Consider the following 18,403-nt stretch of genomic DNA (forward strand, 5'->3'; position numbering starts at 1 on the left):
TGCGAGAACGAGTGAAACGTTATATTCTTCCAGAAAAAAGAAAACGGCCCAAAAGTAGGACCGTTCGAATTTCAAAAACTCGGTACACCATTAAGTCAAAGCATGCTTAACTGAATGGTGTTAGCTTAGTTGCGGTTTTTTTTATTTCAAATTTGATGACTAAGTTAGTACTTACGTCGCTCCAAGTCTGTCTCTATCAGTATTTTTGCAGAAATTTCTTCAACAGAATGATGCGTAGAATTAAAGTAAGCTATTTTGTGACGCTTATACAACATTTCTACTTCGCGCACCTCAATACGACACTGTTTAATTGAAGCATACTTAGAGTTAGCCATACGTCGATGCCTTATAGCCGCAAGCCTCTCAGGGTCAATCGTGAGCCCAAATAACTTATGTTTATAAGGGACTAAACATTTAGGCAAACCTTCATTATCTAAATCTTCTTCTGTAATAGGGTAGTTAGCCGCTTTAATGCCGTACTGCAGTGCTAAGTATAAGCTTGTCGGGGTTTTACCACTTCTGCTAACGCCAATTAAAATGATGTCTGCCTCGGAAAAGTTTTTAATATTTCCGCCATCATCATTCATAAGCGCATAGTTAACCGCATCAATTCTAAAATCATAACTTTTTTCGTGGATAGAATGCGTACGATGCATTTTTGGAACAGGGGCTACATTGAGTTCTTTTTCTATTTTTTCGCTATACGTAGTTAAAAAATCATACGTAACTGCATCAGCCGATTTTATAATTTCACTTAAATTGTGATTCACAAAAGTAAAAAACACGAAAGGCTTTTCACCTGTTTTTGCAGTGGTTGCATTAATTAAAGCTTTAATTTCGTGCGCTTTTTCTTCAGTTTCTACAAATGGAATTGTTTTATGATTAAAATCGATAGGAAACAACGACAAAGTCGCATGCCCAAATACCTCTGAAGTAATTGCTGTTCCATCTGATATATAAAAAGCAGTTCTCATAATTAACCTTTTTATTGCGTTTAAATCCCTAAAATGGGTTTCCCACGGTTTACGTGAGGACTGTTGCCAGTGTAGAATGATGACGACCTTTATAAAAGGTTTTCTTTCTTAACTCTCACAGTTAGACCTACAATTTGTTTTTTTTGGAGAAAGATCCGTGCAAGAATACGTTCTCTGGTATCAAGAGCTTGGTATGCAAGATGTTCCTCGAGTTGGCGGTAAAAACGCGTCACTTGGCGAAATGATTTCAAACCTCGCAAACGCAGGTGTACAAGTACCGGGTGGTTTTGCAACTACCGCAGATGCTTTTAATGAGTTTCTAGATCAATCAGGACTCACCGCCAAAATTCATGACATCCTAGATACACTGGATGTTGATGATGTAAATACACTCGCTAAAGTCGGTGCCGATATCCGCCAATGGATAATCGACACACCATTCCAACCAAACCTAGATCAAGCCATTCGCGACGCATATAGCCAACTCCATGGCGATACTGCAGCAGATGTTTCATTTGCAGTACGTTCATCAGCTACCGCTGAAGATATGCCAGATGCATCATTCGCAGGCCAACAAGAAACTTTCCTTAACGTTGTCGGTATCGATTCAGTCATGGTCGCTATTAAACACGTATTTGCTTCATTATTTAATGACCGCGCAATCTCATATCGTGTTCACCAAGGTTACGATCACCGTGGTGTAGCGTTATCAGCAGGTATACAGCGCATGGTACGTTCAGATAAATCAGCATCTGGCGTAATGTTTAGTATTGATACAGAGTCTGGTTTTGAAGACGTTGTATTTATTACATCAAGCTACGGCTTAGGTGAAATGGTTGTACAGGGCGCGGTTAACCCTGATGAATTTTATGTTCATAAACCAACACTCCTTAAAAATAAACCTTCAGTAGTACGTCGTAATATTGGCTCTAAAGCCATACAAATGATTTACTCAGAAGACAAAGCACATGGTAAACAAGTAGACATCGTTGATGTTGACCCTGAGCTTTCTAATAAATTTTCGATTACAGATGAAGAAGTGCAAGATCTTGCCAAACAAGCTGTAATCATTGAAAAACATTACGGTCGTCCTATGGACATCGAATGGGCAAAAGATGGAAACGACGGCAAACTATATATAGTTCAAGCACGTCCAGAAACTGTCCGCTCAAACGAAGACTCAAACGTAATGGAACGTTTTCAATTAAATGGCACAAGTAATGTACTTGTTGAAGGCCGTGCAATTGGTCACAAAATTGGTAGCGGTGTTGTACGTGTTCTTGATTCAATTAAAGAAATGGACCAGGTACAAGTAGGCGACATTTTAGTAACCGATATGACCGACCCTGATTGGGAACCAATCATGAAACGTGCAGCAGCTATTGTTACAAATCGTGGTGGCCGTACGTGTCACGCGGCAATAATTGCACGCGAACTTGGTATTCCAGCAGTTGTTGGTTGTGGTAATGCAACTGATTTAATTAAAGCGGGACAAGAAGTAACAGTATCGTGCGCCGAAGGCGATACCGGCTTCATTTACGAAGGTATTTTAGATTTTGAAATACTAACGTCACGCGTTGATAAAATGCCAGAACTACCAATGAAAGTAATGATGAACGTGGGTAACCCCGATCGCGCCTTTGACTTTGCACGCTTACCGCATGCAGGTGTTGGCCTTGCGCGAGTTGAATTTATTATCAACCGTATGATTGGCGTTCACCCTAAAGCGTTATTAAATTTTGATGCGCAAACAGATGCATTAAAAGCAGAAATTACTGACATGATTGCCGGTTACGAATCACCAGTAGAGTTTTACATAACAAAACTGGTTGAAGGTATTTCAACGCTCGGTTGTGCTTTTGCACCGGAGCGTGTAATTGTGCGTATGTCTGATTTTAAATCAAACGAATACGCAAACCTAGTTGGTGGCCAGCAATACGAGCCAGAAGAAGAAAACCCAATGATCGGTTTTCGTGGCGCCGCACGTTATATCTCTGAAGACTTCCGCGATTGTTTTGCACTAGAATGTGAAGCTATAAAACGCGTAAGAAACGACATGGATATGGCAAACATAGAAATCATGATCCCATTCGTACGTACCCTTGAAGAAGGTAAACGCGTAATTGAACTACTAGAAGAGCATGGCCTTAAACGTGGTGAAAATGGTCTTAAAGTAATCATGATGTGTGAGCTGCCTTCAAATGCATTACTTGCTGATGAATTTCTAGAAATGTTTGATGGTTTTTCTATCGGCTCTAACGATTTAACACAGTTAACGCTTGGTCTTGACCGTGATTCTGGTTTAATCGCACATTTATTTGATGAGCGTAACCCAGCAATTAAAAAACTACTTTCTATGGCAATTAAAACAGCTAAAGAAAAAGGCAAGTACGTAGGTATTTGTGGTCAAGGTCCTTCAGATCACGAAGACTTTGCAGCATGGTTAGTAGAGCAGGGCATTGACTCTGTTTCACTAAACCCAGACACAGTAATAGAAACATGGTTATACCTAGCTAAAAAATTAGCAAAGTAATAAATAGGTAAGCTATGAAAAATGCCAGCAATGTATTGCTGGCATTTTTTATACTCAATTAAAAGTAAATTAACGGGCTAGTTTTTATCTAAATAAGCGCATGATTTAGTTAACGCCTTTTGGCAAAGTGATAAGTAATGTCGCGCTTTAGGGTAGTAAAACGAAAAACACAATAAACCCGCCATAAAAAATATAAGTGATGGGCCAGGGACGATCGCAAAAAATAGACCTAGCAAAATAAATAGCACGCCACTGATCTGTAATAGTAATTTTTTCATATAACACACCTCATTACTCGTTAACTTGAGTATAATTTAAGCTGCATTAAAATCGACTAAAAGAGTGTTACAAACTGTAAAATCTTCAATTTCTATTCGCCATCACCATGATATAATTAATCAAATGCCCTAAAATATCGCCGTCATGATAGCAACAATTACACAGCAAGATGCCGCGACAGAACTTGTCGCAAATTACCTAAGTACCATTGCAAGCCAAGGTTTTAGTGGAGATACCGATGCCAGTTATGCAACGCGTATTACTGCTTCAACCGATAACAGTGTGTATCAGGAAATACCCCAAGGTGTTATTTTTCCAAAAAATGAAAAAGATATTCAACTCGCACTGCAAACTGCATCTCGCGACCCATTTTTATCATTAACTTTTGGCCCTCGTGGTGGCGGAACAGGTACTAATGGACAATCGTTAACACCAGGTATTGTTGTAGACTTGTCACGCTATATGCGCGAAATCCTCGAAATAAATGTTGAAGAAGGCTGGGTACGCGTTCAAACCGGCGTAATAAAAGACCAACTTAATGACTTTTTAAAACCTTATGGTTTTTTCTTCTCGCCCGATTTATCTACCAGTAACAGGGCAACTATTGGTGGCATGATAAGTACTGACGCCTCTGGGCAAGGTTCGTTAGTTTACGGCAAGACAAGCGATCATGTTTTAGGGCTTACAACTTATTTGGTCGATGGCACGCCTATGTGTACCTCACCAATAGATATCGACAAAGCAAAAATTATAGCCGAGCAAGACTCTTTAATTGGTAGTTTATATAAAACAGTTTTAGATATTTCAGTTAATGAACGCGCAGCGATTTTAGCTAAGTTTCCACGATTAAATAGGTTTTTAACCGGTTACGACCTAGAGCATGTGCTAAGTGATGACTTACTTACTTTTGACATGAGCCGACTAATAACAGGTTCAGAAGGCTCATTAGGTATAGTAACTGAAGCTAAATTAAACCTAACACCGATTGCCGAATTTAAAACCCTTATAAATATCAAGTACGATAGTTTTGACTCAGCACTTCGTCATTCACCGTTTTTAGTTGATGCACGCGCAACATCGGTAGAAACCGTAGATAGCAAAGTTTTAAACTTAGCGCGTGAAGACATCATTTGGAATTTAGTATCGGACTTAATAACCGACGTACCAAATAAAGATATGCAAGGCCTTAACATGGTCGAGTTTAATGCAGTATCAAACGATGATATAAAAGACAAAGTAGACACACTTTGTAAGCTTCTAGATGAATGCGTAGCAAATCAAACTAATGGCGTTATTGGATATCAGTTAACCAGTGATAAAAGCGATATACTAAAAATTTACGCAATGCGTAAAAAATCAGTAGGTTTATTAGGTAATGTAAAAGGCAGTCAAAAACCACTCGCCTTTGCAGAAGACACTGCAGTACCCCCTGAAAATTTAGCAGATTATATTGTCGAATTTAGAGCATTACTCGACAGCCATAATTTACAATATGGTATGTTTGGCCATGTTGATGCTGGGGTTTTACACGTACGCCCAGCACTTGATATGTGCGACCCAGAACAAGAAAAACTACTTAGAACTATTTCAGATCAGGTCGTAAAACTAACCGCTAAGTACGGTGGTTTAATGTGGGGCGAACACGGTAAAGGTTACCGAAGTGAATATAGTCCTGAATTTTTTGGTGAGCATTTATATACGCAACTTCGTAAAATAAAAACAGCTTTCGATCCTAACAACCGTATTAACCCCGGTAAAATATGCACTCCTATCGATAGTGAAGACTCACTAGTTAGTGTTGATGGACAAAAAAGATCACACTTCGATAAGCAAATATCAATAGAAGTTAAAACCAGTTTTAACAATGCAATGACCTGTAATGGTAATGGCATATGCTTTAATTACGATGAAAATTCACCTATGTGTCCATCGTATAAAGTAACTGGCGATCGTCGTAATTCACCAAAAGGACGCGCAAGTTTAATGCGCGAATGGCTTCGTTTACAAGAGTCAAAAAATGTAGATTTACTCGAAGTAGAAAAGCAGCTTAACAAAGGTGAAGTAATCACCTGGTGGGAACGTTTCGTTCACAGCCGCGAAAAACAAAAAGGTATTTACGATTTTTCTCACGAAGTAAAAGCGTCAATGGATGAATGTCTAGCATGTAAAGCATGTACAACTGCTTGCCCAATTAAAGTAGATGTTCCTACTTTTCGTTCGCGCTTTCTAAATTATTATCATAGTTATTATGCGCGTCCGCTAAAAGATTACCTTGTTGGTAACATAGAAAACAGCGCGCCATTAATGGCAAAGTTTGCAAAATTTATAAACCCAATCGTTAAAACATCATTAGTAAGCAATGTTATTAAAAAAACAGTTGGCTATGTTGATACACCACAGTTAAGTATTCCTGCACTTTCAAAGCGTATTACTAAAACACAAAAATTTGATTTTGATTTATTAAATAAATTAAATGCAGAGCAACAAAGTGAATATGTATTAATAGTACAAGACCCATTTACGAGCTTTTACGAAGCAGAACTAGTAGAAAGTTTTATTACTTTAATAACCCAACTCGGCAAAAAACCAATACTATTACCTTTTAAACCAAATGGTAAACCGCAACACGTAAAAGGTTTTTTGCATGAATTTAAAGTTACAGCTAAAAATGCAGCTGAGTTTTTAAATAAATTAAATGATATTAATGCACCGTTAGTCGGTTTAGATGCTTCACTCGTTATGTGTTACCGCGATGAATATAATACAATTTTAGAAAATAACCGTGGTGAATTTAATGTGCAACTTGCCCATGAATGGTTAGAAACACAATCGTTTAAATCACTAAACGCAAAGCAAAATACTGATACCGAATTTACATTACTGAGTCACTGTACTGAAACAACTGCACTGCCAAAAGCAGCAAATGTTTGGCAAACAATTTTCAGTGATATTGGTTTAACATTAAAAACAACAAATACAGGTTGCTGTGGAATGGCGGGGACTTATGGCCACGAAGCACAAAATCAAGATAACTCACGTGCACTTTACGAAATGAGTTGGAAACCAATTGTAGATAAAAATAAACCAGAGCAACTTTTATCTACGGGCTTTTCTTGTCGTAGCCAAGTTAAACGTTTTGAGAAATTTAAACCCAAACACCCAATTGAATTACTCGCACAGGTACTTAGATAATAAAAGTTAAAAAAAGGCGTAACTTAAAAATAAGTTACGCTTTTTTTATTAATACCCATTCGCTTAATTAAATGATCGTTTTTGAGGCTGGAAAAACGCCTTGATACCTCGTCAATAAATTCACTAATTTTTATAAAAGCTATTTAGATTTTTTAGCGAAACTGTCTGCAATTGGCTTTGTACTTATACCGTGAATAAATACACTAAACAAAATAGTCGTCATTGCTATTGTCGCTATTTGATATTTGTTTTCTATTTGCGTATCAATCACCATCAATGTAAAAACAATTGATGCTAACCCTCTTGGTCCAAACCACGCAAATGTAAAACGCTCTTTAATATTCAATGCCGTAAACTGCAGTGACAACATAACAGGAATTATTCTAATTAATGTTGTACTTAATAAAGCGTAAATTATAATTTCAGTATTTAATTTCGGGATAACTAAGTAAGCACAAACAAACCCAAACAAACACCAAATCATTAGCGATGTAAAATCTGCGATGTGCTCTGAGTCTTCAATTAATTCTGTTCTAACTTCTTCAGTCGAAAATTTGTCAAATAGTAAACCTGCAATAAACACCGCAATAAATCCACTGCCATGAAAATACTGAGTGACAGAAAACACAGCCATAGCAAAACCAAGTAATAAAAATGGACTGGTATTTTGTGCAAAGTAATGACGTTTCATTGCAAAGTTTAAACTCGGTATAAAAACAGCGATACTTGTAATAGCTATTAATAGAGCCAGGCCAAGCTCTCGGCCAAACACACTTAATGTTTGTGTTGCAGTAATAGCTGAGTCAGGATTTTTAGCGAGTAATATAAATATTAAAAATATGGGCACACATAATCCATCGTTCAAACCACTTTCAGTATTTATTCCTTCGCGTATTTTTTCAGGCACTTGTGTACTTGCTAGTAACCCTTTACTTAATGCCGCATCAGTAGGTGTTAAAATAATAGCGAGCAACGCCGCTTGAATAAGTGAAAGCTCAGCAAAGAAAAATAAAGCAACAGCAATACCGAGTAATAAAGTTAAGGGTAGGGCAACAAACAACAGTAAACTAGGATACTGAAAACTATGCCTTAATACACTTAACTTTGATTTAGCTGCATCAGAAAATAAAAATATACTTAGCGTAAGCTCTATAAATGGTAATAAAAGATCAACGCCTTCTTTTATTTTATCCCCTTCGTTGGGTAGCATTAAAGCTAAACATATTCCCCCAACAACAAAAAACATTGGGCCTGTTACTTCTGTTTTTTCTAACTGGCGAAGTGTTAAAGAATAAATTAAAAATAGTCCGCCTATAAATGATATTACTAAATACTCCATTAAATTTTCCTTTTAAGTCCTGATTTTGCTCGCTCTTTAATATTTGTTTGAATATAAATTTGATCGGTAGTCGCAATTTTAGAATGGCCTAAATCTTCTGATAAATGTTTGAGCGGTCTGGTTTGCGCATCATGTGTAGCACCAGTATGACGAAGCCAATGTGCAGTTGCAGCGCCAAGTTGTTCAGCGTCATCTTTAAAACCATCATTAAGTAATGATTGCTGAGCATAATCAAAACTTTGTTGAACTAAACGCCTAATTTGCCTTACGGTCATACCACCTTGACCGCGAATTTTATGAACTAACGGCTCAGATTCATCAACCCGAGGAAGGGCAGGTAGACCTCGATATAATCTGTATCGTTTTAAATATTCAACAAAATCATCACTCAAGGTTACATCTCGTAATTTATTACCTTTACCCATTATACGTAAAAACCAAAATCCATCATTATCTTGCCAAAAATGAGACATCACCGGCGACCATTGTGGGCGCTCAGATAATTCTGAAATTCGTAAATAAAGACCTTTTAAGCAGGCAAGCGTAAACAAATTTCGCTCTAAATCAGGGTTATGTTCGCATAAATCACGCGTTACACCAAAAACGTATTCCCATTGAATATCACTTAATGTATCAGGAATTTGAATTTGTGATTGAACAACTAAATACGGGCTATTTTTTTTAACAACAGGGACAAAGTTCGCGAATGTTTTTTCTTCGAGTAGGGCAAACTTATAAAATACATTTAAGGCAGTAAACATGGCCGATAAAGTTTGTTGGCTGGCAGTCGATTCTTTTAGCATAAAAGGGCGCCAATTTTGATTTAATCTACGAATTCCTTGCTCATCTTTATAACGCCATTGCACTGAAGTTGCAGCCCATTCTTTATCAGGTTCAACCATAAAATCAACGTAAGCTTCAATATCTTCACGTTTTAAATCGAATACTGATTTTTCTGCTATTAACCACGACCATAAATAAAAGCGTTCAAGTTCATTTCGAAAACGGCTATAAGTCGCTTCTGATTTTCTGCCATAAACATATAAAAACTGATATAAGAATGTCAGATCGGCTTTTGATTCAGTTACAGTCAAGCCAACTTCCTGTATAAAGGATGCAAGTTCTGGGTATTCTGAATTTAGAGTACCGTCATCTAGATGGGCAATTTGATATCTTAATTGTTTTAACGTATCAACCAAAGCAACAAGCATAATGTATAAATATTCAATTAAATAATAGGTTTACAGAATAACGTTAAAGTCCGATACTGTCTAGTATTGGACATAGTAAAGCTCTAATTATTTTAATACCGTGATTATTCTATGGTTGTTGGTTGCTATATCTTATTAAGGAAAACATTATGAAAAAACTAATTATACTAAGCGTACTTGCTTTAACTGTTGCGTTAACTGGGTGTGCTACTACAGGTAGTGCATCACCAAGCGAAAAACGTTCACTTGTACAAAGTATGAAAACAAATACATTAGATAAACTATACGCTGAAAAACCTGATGTTAAAAAACAAATTGCTAATTCGGCTGGTTACGCTGTTTTTGATAACGCGAACGTAAATGTTGTTTTAGCCAGTTTTGGTGGCGGTTACGGCGTAGTTAAAAATAACCTTACTGGTAAATCGACTTACATGAATATGGGTGAAGCCGGTTTAGGGCTTGGTTTAGGTGTAAAAGATTTTAACGTTGTAATGGTTTTTCATAACCAAGCTGCACTAAATAGATTTATTGAACATGGTTGGGCATTTGGCGGAAACGCTGATGCAGCAGCAAAATATGAAGATAAAGGCGGTGCACTGGTTGCCGAAGCAATTGCAGATCAAGTTACTGTATATTCTGTAACCGAAAATGGCCTTGCACTACAAGCTGTATTAAAAGGTACCAAGTTTTGGGTTGATTCAGAGCTTAATTAACCTCCAAATTACTCTCCTAAAAGCGAGCTGGTTTGTATAATCACGCTCGCTTTATTAAAACCCATGTAATTTAACATAACGTAATTTATGGGTTGTGTTCTATCTTTCTATGCTAAAGTATTCTACGTAAGTTTTTCATATTTCAATTCAAATAAATTGCTGTCAAGTTTACACTTATAGACATTTCTAAAATTTTCATAGCTATTATAAAACCTTCCTCTATTTCCAGATGCTAACTTAGTCCCCTCTATTATTGCTTCTTTCATTTTCTTTACATCTGAATTTACTCCTAAGTAAATTTTAGATATTTTACTTGGATTAACTTTAATTAAGAACATCACTTGATAAGCTTCGTAATTTCTCCAAACTGAATTCCATCTTGAAAGGTCATTTTCACAAAACCCTGCTAGAAAAAACACATTAGATAGATCATTGATTTTTTCTCTTAAATCACCTTTATAACCCAGTGAGCTCAGTTTATTTTTGGTTTCATTTGAATTACCAAGTGTTATGACTTTATTGCAGTTCGTAAATGGTAGTGCAAATCTATATTCTTCCTCGTGCTTCCAAGATTCATGTTTACTAAAGAAATAATGTTTCGAAAAGTTATTAACCTCTTCATCTGATAAAGTAGTGATATTTTTGCTATAGCTTCGCTCTCTATTATAAATAACATTGTCACTCAGGTAGGCTTCAATATCATTAGTTTTATTTATATCAAAAATAGAAAATGGATCTTCTTCATCAACTTCAAATTCAACTAATATACCTTTACTGTTAGTTGCATAGTTACCCCACATTGGCATACTTTCTTTATTTTTACTTAAAGACACATAACCATATAAATCTAAATATGGATTTATATCTCTGTGCGAATTAAATTCTCTCCCACAAATTTTTATAGTCTCTTGGCTGACATCTTTTATTTTATTTATATCTATTCCTGTTGGTAAAACTTCAAAAGGATCATTCTGGCTATTGTTCTGACTTAGCCTAAGTGTAGGCTCTGTTAAGAATGCCGTAGCAGCATCAGCAGATAAATATTTGTATAGTTTCATAAAATCTCCTTTTTAATTTCTTATTTATAACAAGTAACTAAATAAATAATCCTATCCCATAATATCTATGGTACTAAATGATTTATTTTCTAAATTTTTATCTAACGCCTCAGCCAACTTTTCAGTTTCACTAAAAACTATATTCCAATATTTAGTACGCGTGTCTGCATCAAGATCGGTAAAATCGTTTCTGTCTGGAATTTTTCCATACGGCAAGCTTGCTACAAATTCTTTTGATGGGGCTAGCATCACTACATTGTCGTAATTAAGTGGCTATACTTCACGTTTTAAATTTTTATCGAACCACCCTACTTTCGATTCGCTATTAAAGTGTGGATATCAAATTAAGCCTAGATTATTAATTTTTAGTTAAAAGTGGTAATCAATAATCCCGCCTTCCGATATATAAATTTTTATACTTTTTATTTATATTTTTGTATTGGTAATAGCTTTAGCTTTAAATAAAAAAGGGCTACACGCCCTTTTTTATTTAACTATATTGCTTATATAAATTATATTTTTCTTTTGTGTGTTCAGAAAAGTAGTCTGTGTATAATCATTTTTTAGTCAAATTAAATAACCATATTTCAATTATTTAACTAGTATATATAATAAAGCTGCTAAAACACTCCCTATTATTGGACCAACTACCGGGATCCATGAATAACTCCAGTTACTATCAGTTTTACCTTTTATTGGTAATAAAGAATGTACAATTCGCGGGCCTAAATCTCGAGCTGGATTTATTGCATATCCAGTAGTCCCGCCCAGAGAAAGTCCAATACCCCAAACAACAAAAGCAACAGGTATAGCGCCTATTGAACCTAAGCCTATTTTTACGCCAGAGCCATCGTCAATTTCAGCTGAAGAGAAGTAAAAAACACAAATTAATAAAACGAAGGTCCCTATTATTTCACTAAGTATATTTCTAAACGTATTTGGTATAGCTGGAGATGTACAGAAAACAGCTCGTTTTAAGGTGGGATCGTCAGTGGCATCGAAATGATCTTTATAAACTGCATAAACTAACGAAGCGCCAACCATCGCGCCAATAAATTCCGCTAAAATATAACTTGGAACTTCGGACCATGGAAATGATCCAGCTACGGCTAAGCCGATTGTTACTGCAGGGTTAAGGTGTGCTCCACTATAGGGACCGGCAACAACCACGCCGATAAAAACACCAAGTCCCCAAGCAGTGGTAATCGTCATCCAACCGCCGCCATGGCCTAGTGTTTTCTTTAGTATGTCATTGGCTACAACCCCGCCCCCAATTAAAATAAGCAGTGCAGTTCCTAGTATTTCAGCTAAGAAAGGTGACATTTTAATATTCCTTATTAATTATAAACATAAAACCACCCTCAATAATGATATCTATTGCATAAGTATAAACCATGAATATTTTGAAACTTTTTTACAGCTGAAAATTACCATAAGATAAGTATCAACTTATTTATTTTTACGCTTGGAGTATGTAGTGGTATCATAAAAATAGTCTCCACTAATAAACCTTAATAGATATGTTGCTATGGTTTTATAGTTAAGCGGCTTATTATTCGCTTTGTACTTTTTTTACCGCATTACACCATCCGGCATATAATTCATCACGTTTTGATTTAGTCATGTTAGGAACAAATCGTTTATCGCAATTCCAGTTAGTCGCTAATGATTCAAGTGATGGGAATACACCCGCTTTTAAACCTGCTAAGTAAGCTACACCCAAAGCAGTAGTTTCACTTGTGGTCGAACGGTCAACTTCGGCTCCTAAAACATCAGACAAAAATTGCATAAGCCAGCCATTTATTACCATACCGCCATCAACTCTTAGTACCTGTGGTCTTACGCCATCAGCTTCCATTGACTTTTGAAGGTCTTTAGTTTGAAAACAAACTGACTGTAATCCAGCTGTTACGATCTCTTTTATACCCGTATCTCGGGTTAAGCCAAAAATTGCACCTCGCGCATTAGAATCCCAATAAGGAGCACCTAATCCTGTAAAAGCGGGTACCATATATATACCGTGATCTAGCGAGGTATTGCATGCAAGTGACTCTGTTTCTTCAGCTTTTTGGATTAATTGTAGACCGTCTCTAAGCCATTGAATTGCAGCACCTGCAATAAAAATACTCCCCTCTAGCGCATAAGTTGGTTTCCCATTTAATCTATAAGCTACTGTACTGAGAAGTCTATTTTCAGATTCAAGTACTTTATCGCCAGTGTTAACCATCATAAAGCATCCTGTACCATAGGTACTTTTAGCCATTCCTGGTTGAAAACAAGTTTGCCCAAATAACGCTGCCTGTTGGTCTCCTGCCATTGCAAGAATAGGTACTTCGTAACCTAAATAGCGTTCATCTGTTACGCCAAAATCATCTGATGAATCCATTACTTCTGGTAACATCTCTATTGGCACATTCAGAAGTTCAAGTAATTCCGCGTCCCATTCTTGGGTATGAATATTAAAGAGCATAGTTCGCGAAGCATTCGTTGCGTCTGTGCGGTGCTCTTTTCCACCTGTCAATTTCCACAATAAATAAGTGTCGACAGTACCGAAGATTAAATCGCCTTTTTCTGCTTTTTCTCTAGCATCGGGACAATTTTCTAAAATCCAATTTATTTTAGTTGCAGAAAAATATGGGTCTATTAAAAGGCCGGTTTTTTTTCTAATTAACTCTTCTTTTTCTGCGGCCCTTAAATCATTACATAACTCTGACGTACGTCTATCTTGCCATACAATCGCATTATAAACGGGTTCACCAGTAATTTTATCCCATACTATTGTCGTTTCACGTTGGTTAGTAATACCAATGGCAATAACCTTATCGTGTTGAGGGTCTAGGTGTTTCATTACAGCTGTCATTGTTTGCTGCACAGAAGCCCAAATATCTTCTGGTTTATGTTCTACATAACCATCTTTTGGAAAGTGCTGGTCAAATTCTTGTTGTTCTAGGTATGCAATATTACCATTTAAATCAAATAGCACACTTCTAGAACTAGTCGTACCTTGATCAATTGAAAGGATATAGTTATTCATTATTTTTTCACTTTTACTTTCGGTTATTTTCGTTTTTGTACTATTACATGGATTAATTGCTACATACAACAAAAATACAACTTTAATATATAATTATTTATATGTGATTTTCATTTGTTAGCTCTTAACCTATAATTTACTATTAACTAAATTTAAAATGCGAAAAAAATGACTCAAGACCAAAGACACGAATCCATACTAAAATTATTAAAAGAAAGAGATTCAATTTCTATTGAAGTACTAGTAAGTCATTATGAAGTTACACCACAAACAATAAGACGAGATCTGGCTTATCTTGCTAATTTAAATAAATTGAGACGTCATCATGGCGGCGCTAGTGCCATTTCAAGCATTCAGAATACAGCATATCAAACTAGAAAAATCATGGACTTAGAAGCTAAACAAAAAATAGCACAGCATGTAGTTAGTATGATACCTAATGGCTCTTCCTTATTTATAAACATAGGCACTACAACAGAAACAATCGCGAAAGCACTTCTTGGTCATGAAAATTTGAAAGTTGTAACTAATAATCTTAATGTTGCAGCTATATTAGGTGTTAAGAAAGATTTTTCTGTACTTATCGCAGGTGGAGAAGTTAGGCACAGAGATGGCGGGATTATTGGTGAGACCACAGAGGATTTTATTAAACAATTTCGTATGGATTTTGGCATTATAGGTATTAGTGGCATAGAAGAAAATGGTGCGTTACTTGATTTTGACTATCGTGAGGTGCGCGTAGCCCAGGCAATCATTGAAAATTCACGTAAAGTTTTACTTGCTGCAGATCACTCTAAATTCGGTCGGTATGCGATGGTAAAATTAGGTAATATCTCACAGGCAGATAACTTTATTACCGATGCTCAGCCACCCGAAAGCATACTTACTTTACTCAATGAGCACGATGTCGAACTGCATATAGCTCAGTAAAAGCTTAACATAACAGTTAAATAGATTTTCCCTCATCATGGGGAAGTCATGAGCTTTCCATTTTAGCTACAGCATGATCGAATAGGCTTCTGATAAGCAGAAGTCCCATACAATTAATTTTTGATGAACATTTTTCAATAATATCCGACGAACAACTGCAATCTAGAGTCGAATATAAGCTTCATGCTATCTTATTCACTCTCGTTGTAGGTGTGTTCTGCACCGAAGATGGATGAAAAGCATTGAATACGTTGCTCATAATGAGATTGATTTGCTTGAAAAATATGTCTTATTTGAAAGTAGTCTTCCAGTTCACAACACTATAGATGGTACTATTCACCTATATCATCTGAAAAGTCATACCTATTGTATTAAATTAGTGATCTATTATAGCGCTGAGGAAATAGCGCGATAACAAAGCAAAATTATGACATAGAGTTGTTATCTCCAATTACTCTCTGCATTTTCCTGTATTGCTCTCCCTCCTGCCCCTATGCTGCCAGCTATTAATAATTTTTAACGTAGAGAGTTATTTAAGAAGATAAAATGATCATGCTTTTAATAGGATAGATATTACAACAAAACTTTATACGTTGGACACAGGCTGCACATATAGCAACAAACGTTGGCGTTATAGCCATAGATGGTAAAACTATTTGTGGCTTTAATGATAAGAAGCCAAAGAGACATACAATCGATATAACAAGCGCTTTTCAGCCGACAATAGCTGTTGTATCAAGAAAAATAACGATAGCTAACAATAAACCTCCAACTGGCTCAGCCTTGCTTGATTTATCGGATATCAAAACGCCGTAGTAACTATTGATTCAATGGGGTGTCAAAAAACTATAGCGGAAAAAATTAAACTCCTAAGTTTTTTATTGCTTTACGGTGGGTTTGATATAGCTAGACTAATTTTCATTTATGTACTTTAATGTTTGCAAATGTTCGTTATTAAATGTTATTTTTAATAAAAAGAAAACCGAAGTAAATAATAACTTCGTACTGTTATAGCTATTCAGAGTCTTAAAATACAATAGTTATCTGCAGTAGCTTGGTCATCCTTGTTAATCAGATCAATTAATTTTTGATTTCGTTTGAAGGCTTACTTGTATCAAGTACTTAAATGTTGGGTAACAAATCTTGAGTTAAATAATAAAAATATCGAAAGTATTTTTATTATTACTCGTATACTTACTTACCTGCATGCCTAGTATAAGTTTTGATAGCACGATAAATACCGTTTAGGACATTAATACTTTAAATTTAATTGAGCTGGTCTAAATAGCTTGATATTAAAATAGGTAATTCAACAAATGAGTCAACTTAGAGACAACAATATTAAAAAACTTCCCCAAGATATTTATGATGTTTTGATTATTGGAGGGGGTATTAACGGTGCTGTATCTGCTGCCGCTTTAGCCGCTAAGGGCGCTAGAGTTGCCTTGATAGACAAAGGTGATTTTGCCGGTTTCACTAGTTCAAACTCATCAAATTTAGCTTGGGGTGGCATAAAATATTTAGAAAGTCATGAATATAATTTGGTTAATAAACTTTGTAAAAGTAGAAACCATTTAATGCGTAGCTATCCTTCTACTGTTAAAGAAATTCGCTTTTTTACAAGTATCCAAAAAGGCTTTAGATTTCCGGCATTCTTTGTTTATTTAGGTACTATTCTCTATTGGTTTATGGGACGTTTTTTTACTAAATCTCCTAGATACCTCAATGCAAAAAAAATAAAATCATCAGAGCCAGTCATTAACACAAAAAATGTAGAGGCTGGATTTGAATATTCAGACAGCTTTTTATTGGATAACGATGCTCGTTTTGTTTTCAATTTTATTCGCTCTAGTATGAGCCATGGGTGTATTGCCGCTAACTACGTAAGTTCGCAGGGCTCTACTCGCTCTAATGATATTTGGACTACAAATGCAGTAGACGAGATGTCTAAAGAGAAGTTTACTATCCGCTCTAAAGTTATTATTAACGCAGCAGGCCCATTTGTTGATCCTATTAACAATACAAATAGTCAAACCACAGCACATCACCATGTATTTTCAAAAGGTATTCACCTTATTGTTGATAAGGTAACTAACAGTAACAAAGTACTGACGTTTTTTGCAGATGATGGTCGGTTGTTTTTTGTGATCCCCATGGGCCCAAAAACGTGTATTGGTACAACCGATACACAAGTTCATAGTCCGCACTCACAAGTGACTGATGAGGATCGAAACTTTGTGCTTGATAATGCTAACAAATTATTAGAGTTAGAAAAGCCAATTACAAAAAGTGATATTATAGCCGAGCGCTGTGGAGTTAGACCATTAGCAATTAAAAAAGACGGTAATGGTAAGGCTGACTGGGTGCAATTATCGCGCAAGCACGCTATAGATACAAATAGTGATCAAAAATATCTTTCTATCTTTGGCGGAAAACTAACAGATTGTATTAATGTAGGCGATGAAGTGGCTGATTTAGTCACTGGATTAGGTATTAAGTTACCTTATGAAGATTACAAATGGTACGGTGAACCTGACGACACCGTTAAAAATGAGTTCATGCATCGTGCAAAATTAATGAATTTGGATGGTTTAACACCTAAAACATCTACAGAGGTACTTAGTAAGCGGTTTTGGAGACGTTACGGCAGAAATGCGATTAACATGCTAGAAAAAATTCGTGAAGCACCTGAAAAAGGCGAACTCCTTATTAAGAATTCGGAGTACTTACGTGTGGAAATTGAACACGCTGCTGAGCGGGAAATGATAACTAAACTCAGTGATTTTTTACGTCGACGTTCTAAAATTTCACTGGTTGTAAGAAAAGAAGATATTCTTTCAGATCCTGGTTTACATGAAGTCTGCCAAATTCTATTTGGTAAGGATAATGCTGAAAATAAACTTCAGGAGTACATTGAAGAGATATCTAAATAACCATTTACATCTATTCTTACGACTTTAAAAGCTTGGGTTAAATGTTATATAAGAAGTCAGTTAACACGATTAAAATTAATTAGGTAGTGTTTAGAAATCTGTGTCATTTCAGTATTATTAAGAAAACAGGAGTGACACATGACTCAATCTTTCGACTTCAACAAAGCATTAGCTGAACTTCAAGCTGGTAAAGGCCTTACTGGCGAA

The 18,403-nt window shown here is 36.0% G+C and carries 12 protein-coding genes and 1 pseudogene; 5 read left to right on the forward strand and 8 right to left on the reverse strand.

Annotation, left to right across the window (positions count from 1 at the left end; genetic code table 11):
* Positions 1–164: 164 nt before the first annotated feature.
* Positions 165–974 carry a pyruvate, water dikinase regulatory protein gene (locus H4J63_RS17045; protein ID WP_024605349.1) on the reverse strand — a complete coding sequence of 270 codons (810 nt, stop codon included), beginning with the start codon at positions 972–974 and terminating at the stop codon, positions 165–167.
* 157 nt (positions 975–1,131) lie between these two features.
* Between H4J63_RS17045 and ppsA the strand changes: the two genes are divergently transcribed.
* Positions 1,132–3,507, forward strand: a complete 2,376-nt coding sequence (gene ppsA, locus H4J63_RS17050) for a phosphoenolpyruvate synthase (RefSeq protein WP_007378803.1) — start codon at positions 1,132–1,134, stop codon at positions 3,505–3,507.
* A 77-nt stretch (positions 3,508–3,584) separates the two neighbouring features.
* On the opposite strand, the gene H4J63_RS17055 is transcribed toward ppsA, so the two are convergent.
* Complete coding sequence (locus H4J63_RS17055; RefSeq protein ID WP_182197692.1) at positions 3,585–3,785, reverse strand: PGPGW domain-containing protein; 201 nt, start codon at positions 3,783–3,785, stop codon at positions 3,585–3,587.
* Between the two features lie 145 nt (positions 3,786–3,930).
* Here H4J63_RS17055 and H4J63_RS17060 point away from each other — a divergent pair, with 145 nt between their 5' ends.
* Positions 3,931–6,978, forward strand: coding sequence for an FAD-binding and (Fe-S)-binding domain-containing protein (locus tag H4J63_RS17060; RefSeq protein WP_182197693.1), 3,048 nt, complete (start codon positions 3,931–3,933; stop codon positions 6,976–6,978).
* Positions 6,979–7,117: 139 nt separating this feature from the next.
* On the opposite strand, the gene H4J63_RS17065 is transcribed toward H4J63_RS17060, so the two are convergent.
* Both H4J63_RS17065 and H4J63_RS17070 read right to left on the reverse strand, forming a co-directional pair.
* Positions 7,118–8,317, reverse strand: a complete 1,200-nt coding sequence (locus H4J63_RS17065) for a sodium:proton antiporter (RefSeq protein WP_024605347.1) — start codon at positions 8,315–8,317, stop codon at positions 7,118–7,120.
* The gene (locus tag H4J63_RS17070; protein ID WP_024605346.1) at positions 8,317–9,528 is read right to left on the reverse strand and encodes a tyrosine-type recombinase/integrase; all 1,212 of its coding nucleotides are present in this window, start codon (positions 9,526–9,528) and stop codon (positions 8,317–8,319) included. Before H4J63_RS17070 ends, H4J63_RS17065 begins: the two co-directional genes overlap by 1 nt.
* Before the next feature lie 149 nt (positions 9,529–9,677).
* Here H4J63_RS17070 and H4J63_RS17075 point away from each other — a divergent pair, with 149 nt between their 5' ends.
* Complete coding sequence (locus tag H4J63_RS17075) at positions 9,678–10,241, forward strand: YSC84-related protein (protein ID WP_024605345.1); 564 nt, start codon at positions 9,678–9,680, stop codon at positions 10,239–10,241.
* 122 nt (positions 10,242–10,363) lie between these two features.
* Here H4J63_RS17075 and H4J63_RS17080 read toward each other — a convergent pair whose 3' ends face one another.
* The 4 genes and pseudogenes from H4J63_RS17080 to glpK all read right to left on the reverse strand — a co-directional run bounded on the left by H4J63_RS17080 (position 10,364) and on the right by glpK (position 14,333).
* A complete protein-coding gene (locus H4J63_RS17080; protein WP_002962140.1) occupies positions 10,364–11,299 on the reverse strand; it encodes a DUF2971 domain-containing protein in 936 nt (311 codons plus the stop codon).
* 51 nt (positions 11,300–11,350) lie between these two features.
* Positions 11,351–11,698, reverse strand: a pseudogene (locus H4J63_RS17085) (patatin-like phospholipase family protein); the annotation flags it as partial.
* 192 nt (positions 11,699–11,890) lie between these two features.
* Complete coding sequence (locus H4J63_RS17090; RefSeq protein WP_002963131.1) at positions 11,891–12,622, reverse strand: MIP/aquaporin family protein; 732 nt, start codon at positions 12,620–12,622, stop codon at positions 11,891–11,893.
* A 229-nt stretch (positions 12,623–12,851) separates the two neighbouring features.
* Entirely contained in the window at positions 12,852–14,333 is a 1,482-nt protein-coding gene (glpK, locus tag H4J63_RS17095) for a glycerol kinase GlpK (protein WP_182197695.1), read from the reverse strand.
* 168 nt (positions 14,334–14,501) lie between these two features.
* On the opposite strand from glpK, the gene H4J63_RS17100 reads away from it, so the two are divergent.
* Both H4J63_RS17100 and H4J63_RS17105 read left to right on the forward strand, forming a co-directional pair.
* The gene (locus tag H4J63_RS17100; RefSeq protein WP_002963130.1) at positions 14,502–15,263 is read left to right on the forward strand and encodes a DeoR/GlpR family transcriptional regulator; all 762 of its coding nucleotides are present in this window, start codon (positions 14,502–14,504) and stop codon (positions 15,261–15,263) included.
* 1,316 nt (positions 15,264–16,579) lie between these two features.
* Positions 16,580–18,196 carry a glycerol-3-phosphate dehydrogenase/oxidase gene (locus tag H4J63_RS17105; protein WP_024605636.1) on the forward strand — a complete coding sequence of 539 codons (1,617 nt, stop codon included), beginning with the start codon at positions 16,580–16,582 and terminating at the stop codon, positions 18,194–18,196.
* The last annotated feature ends 207 nt before the right edge of the window (positions 18,197–18,403 follow it).

The organism is Pseudoalteromonas sp. 5Ae-yellow (assembly GCF_014077565.1).
Taxonomy (GTDB): domain Bacteria; phylum Pseudomonadota; class Gammaproteobacteria; order Enterobacterales; family Alteromonadaceae; genus Pseudoalteromonas.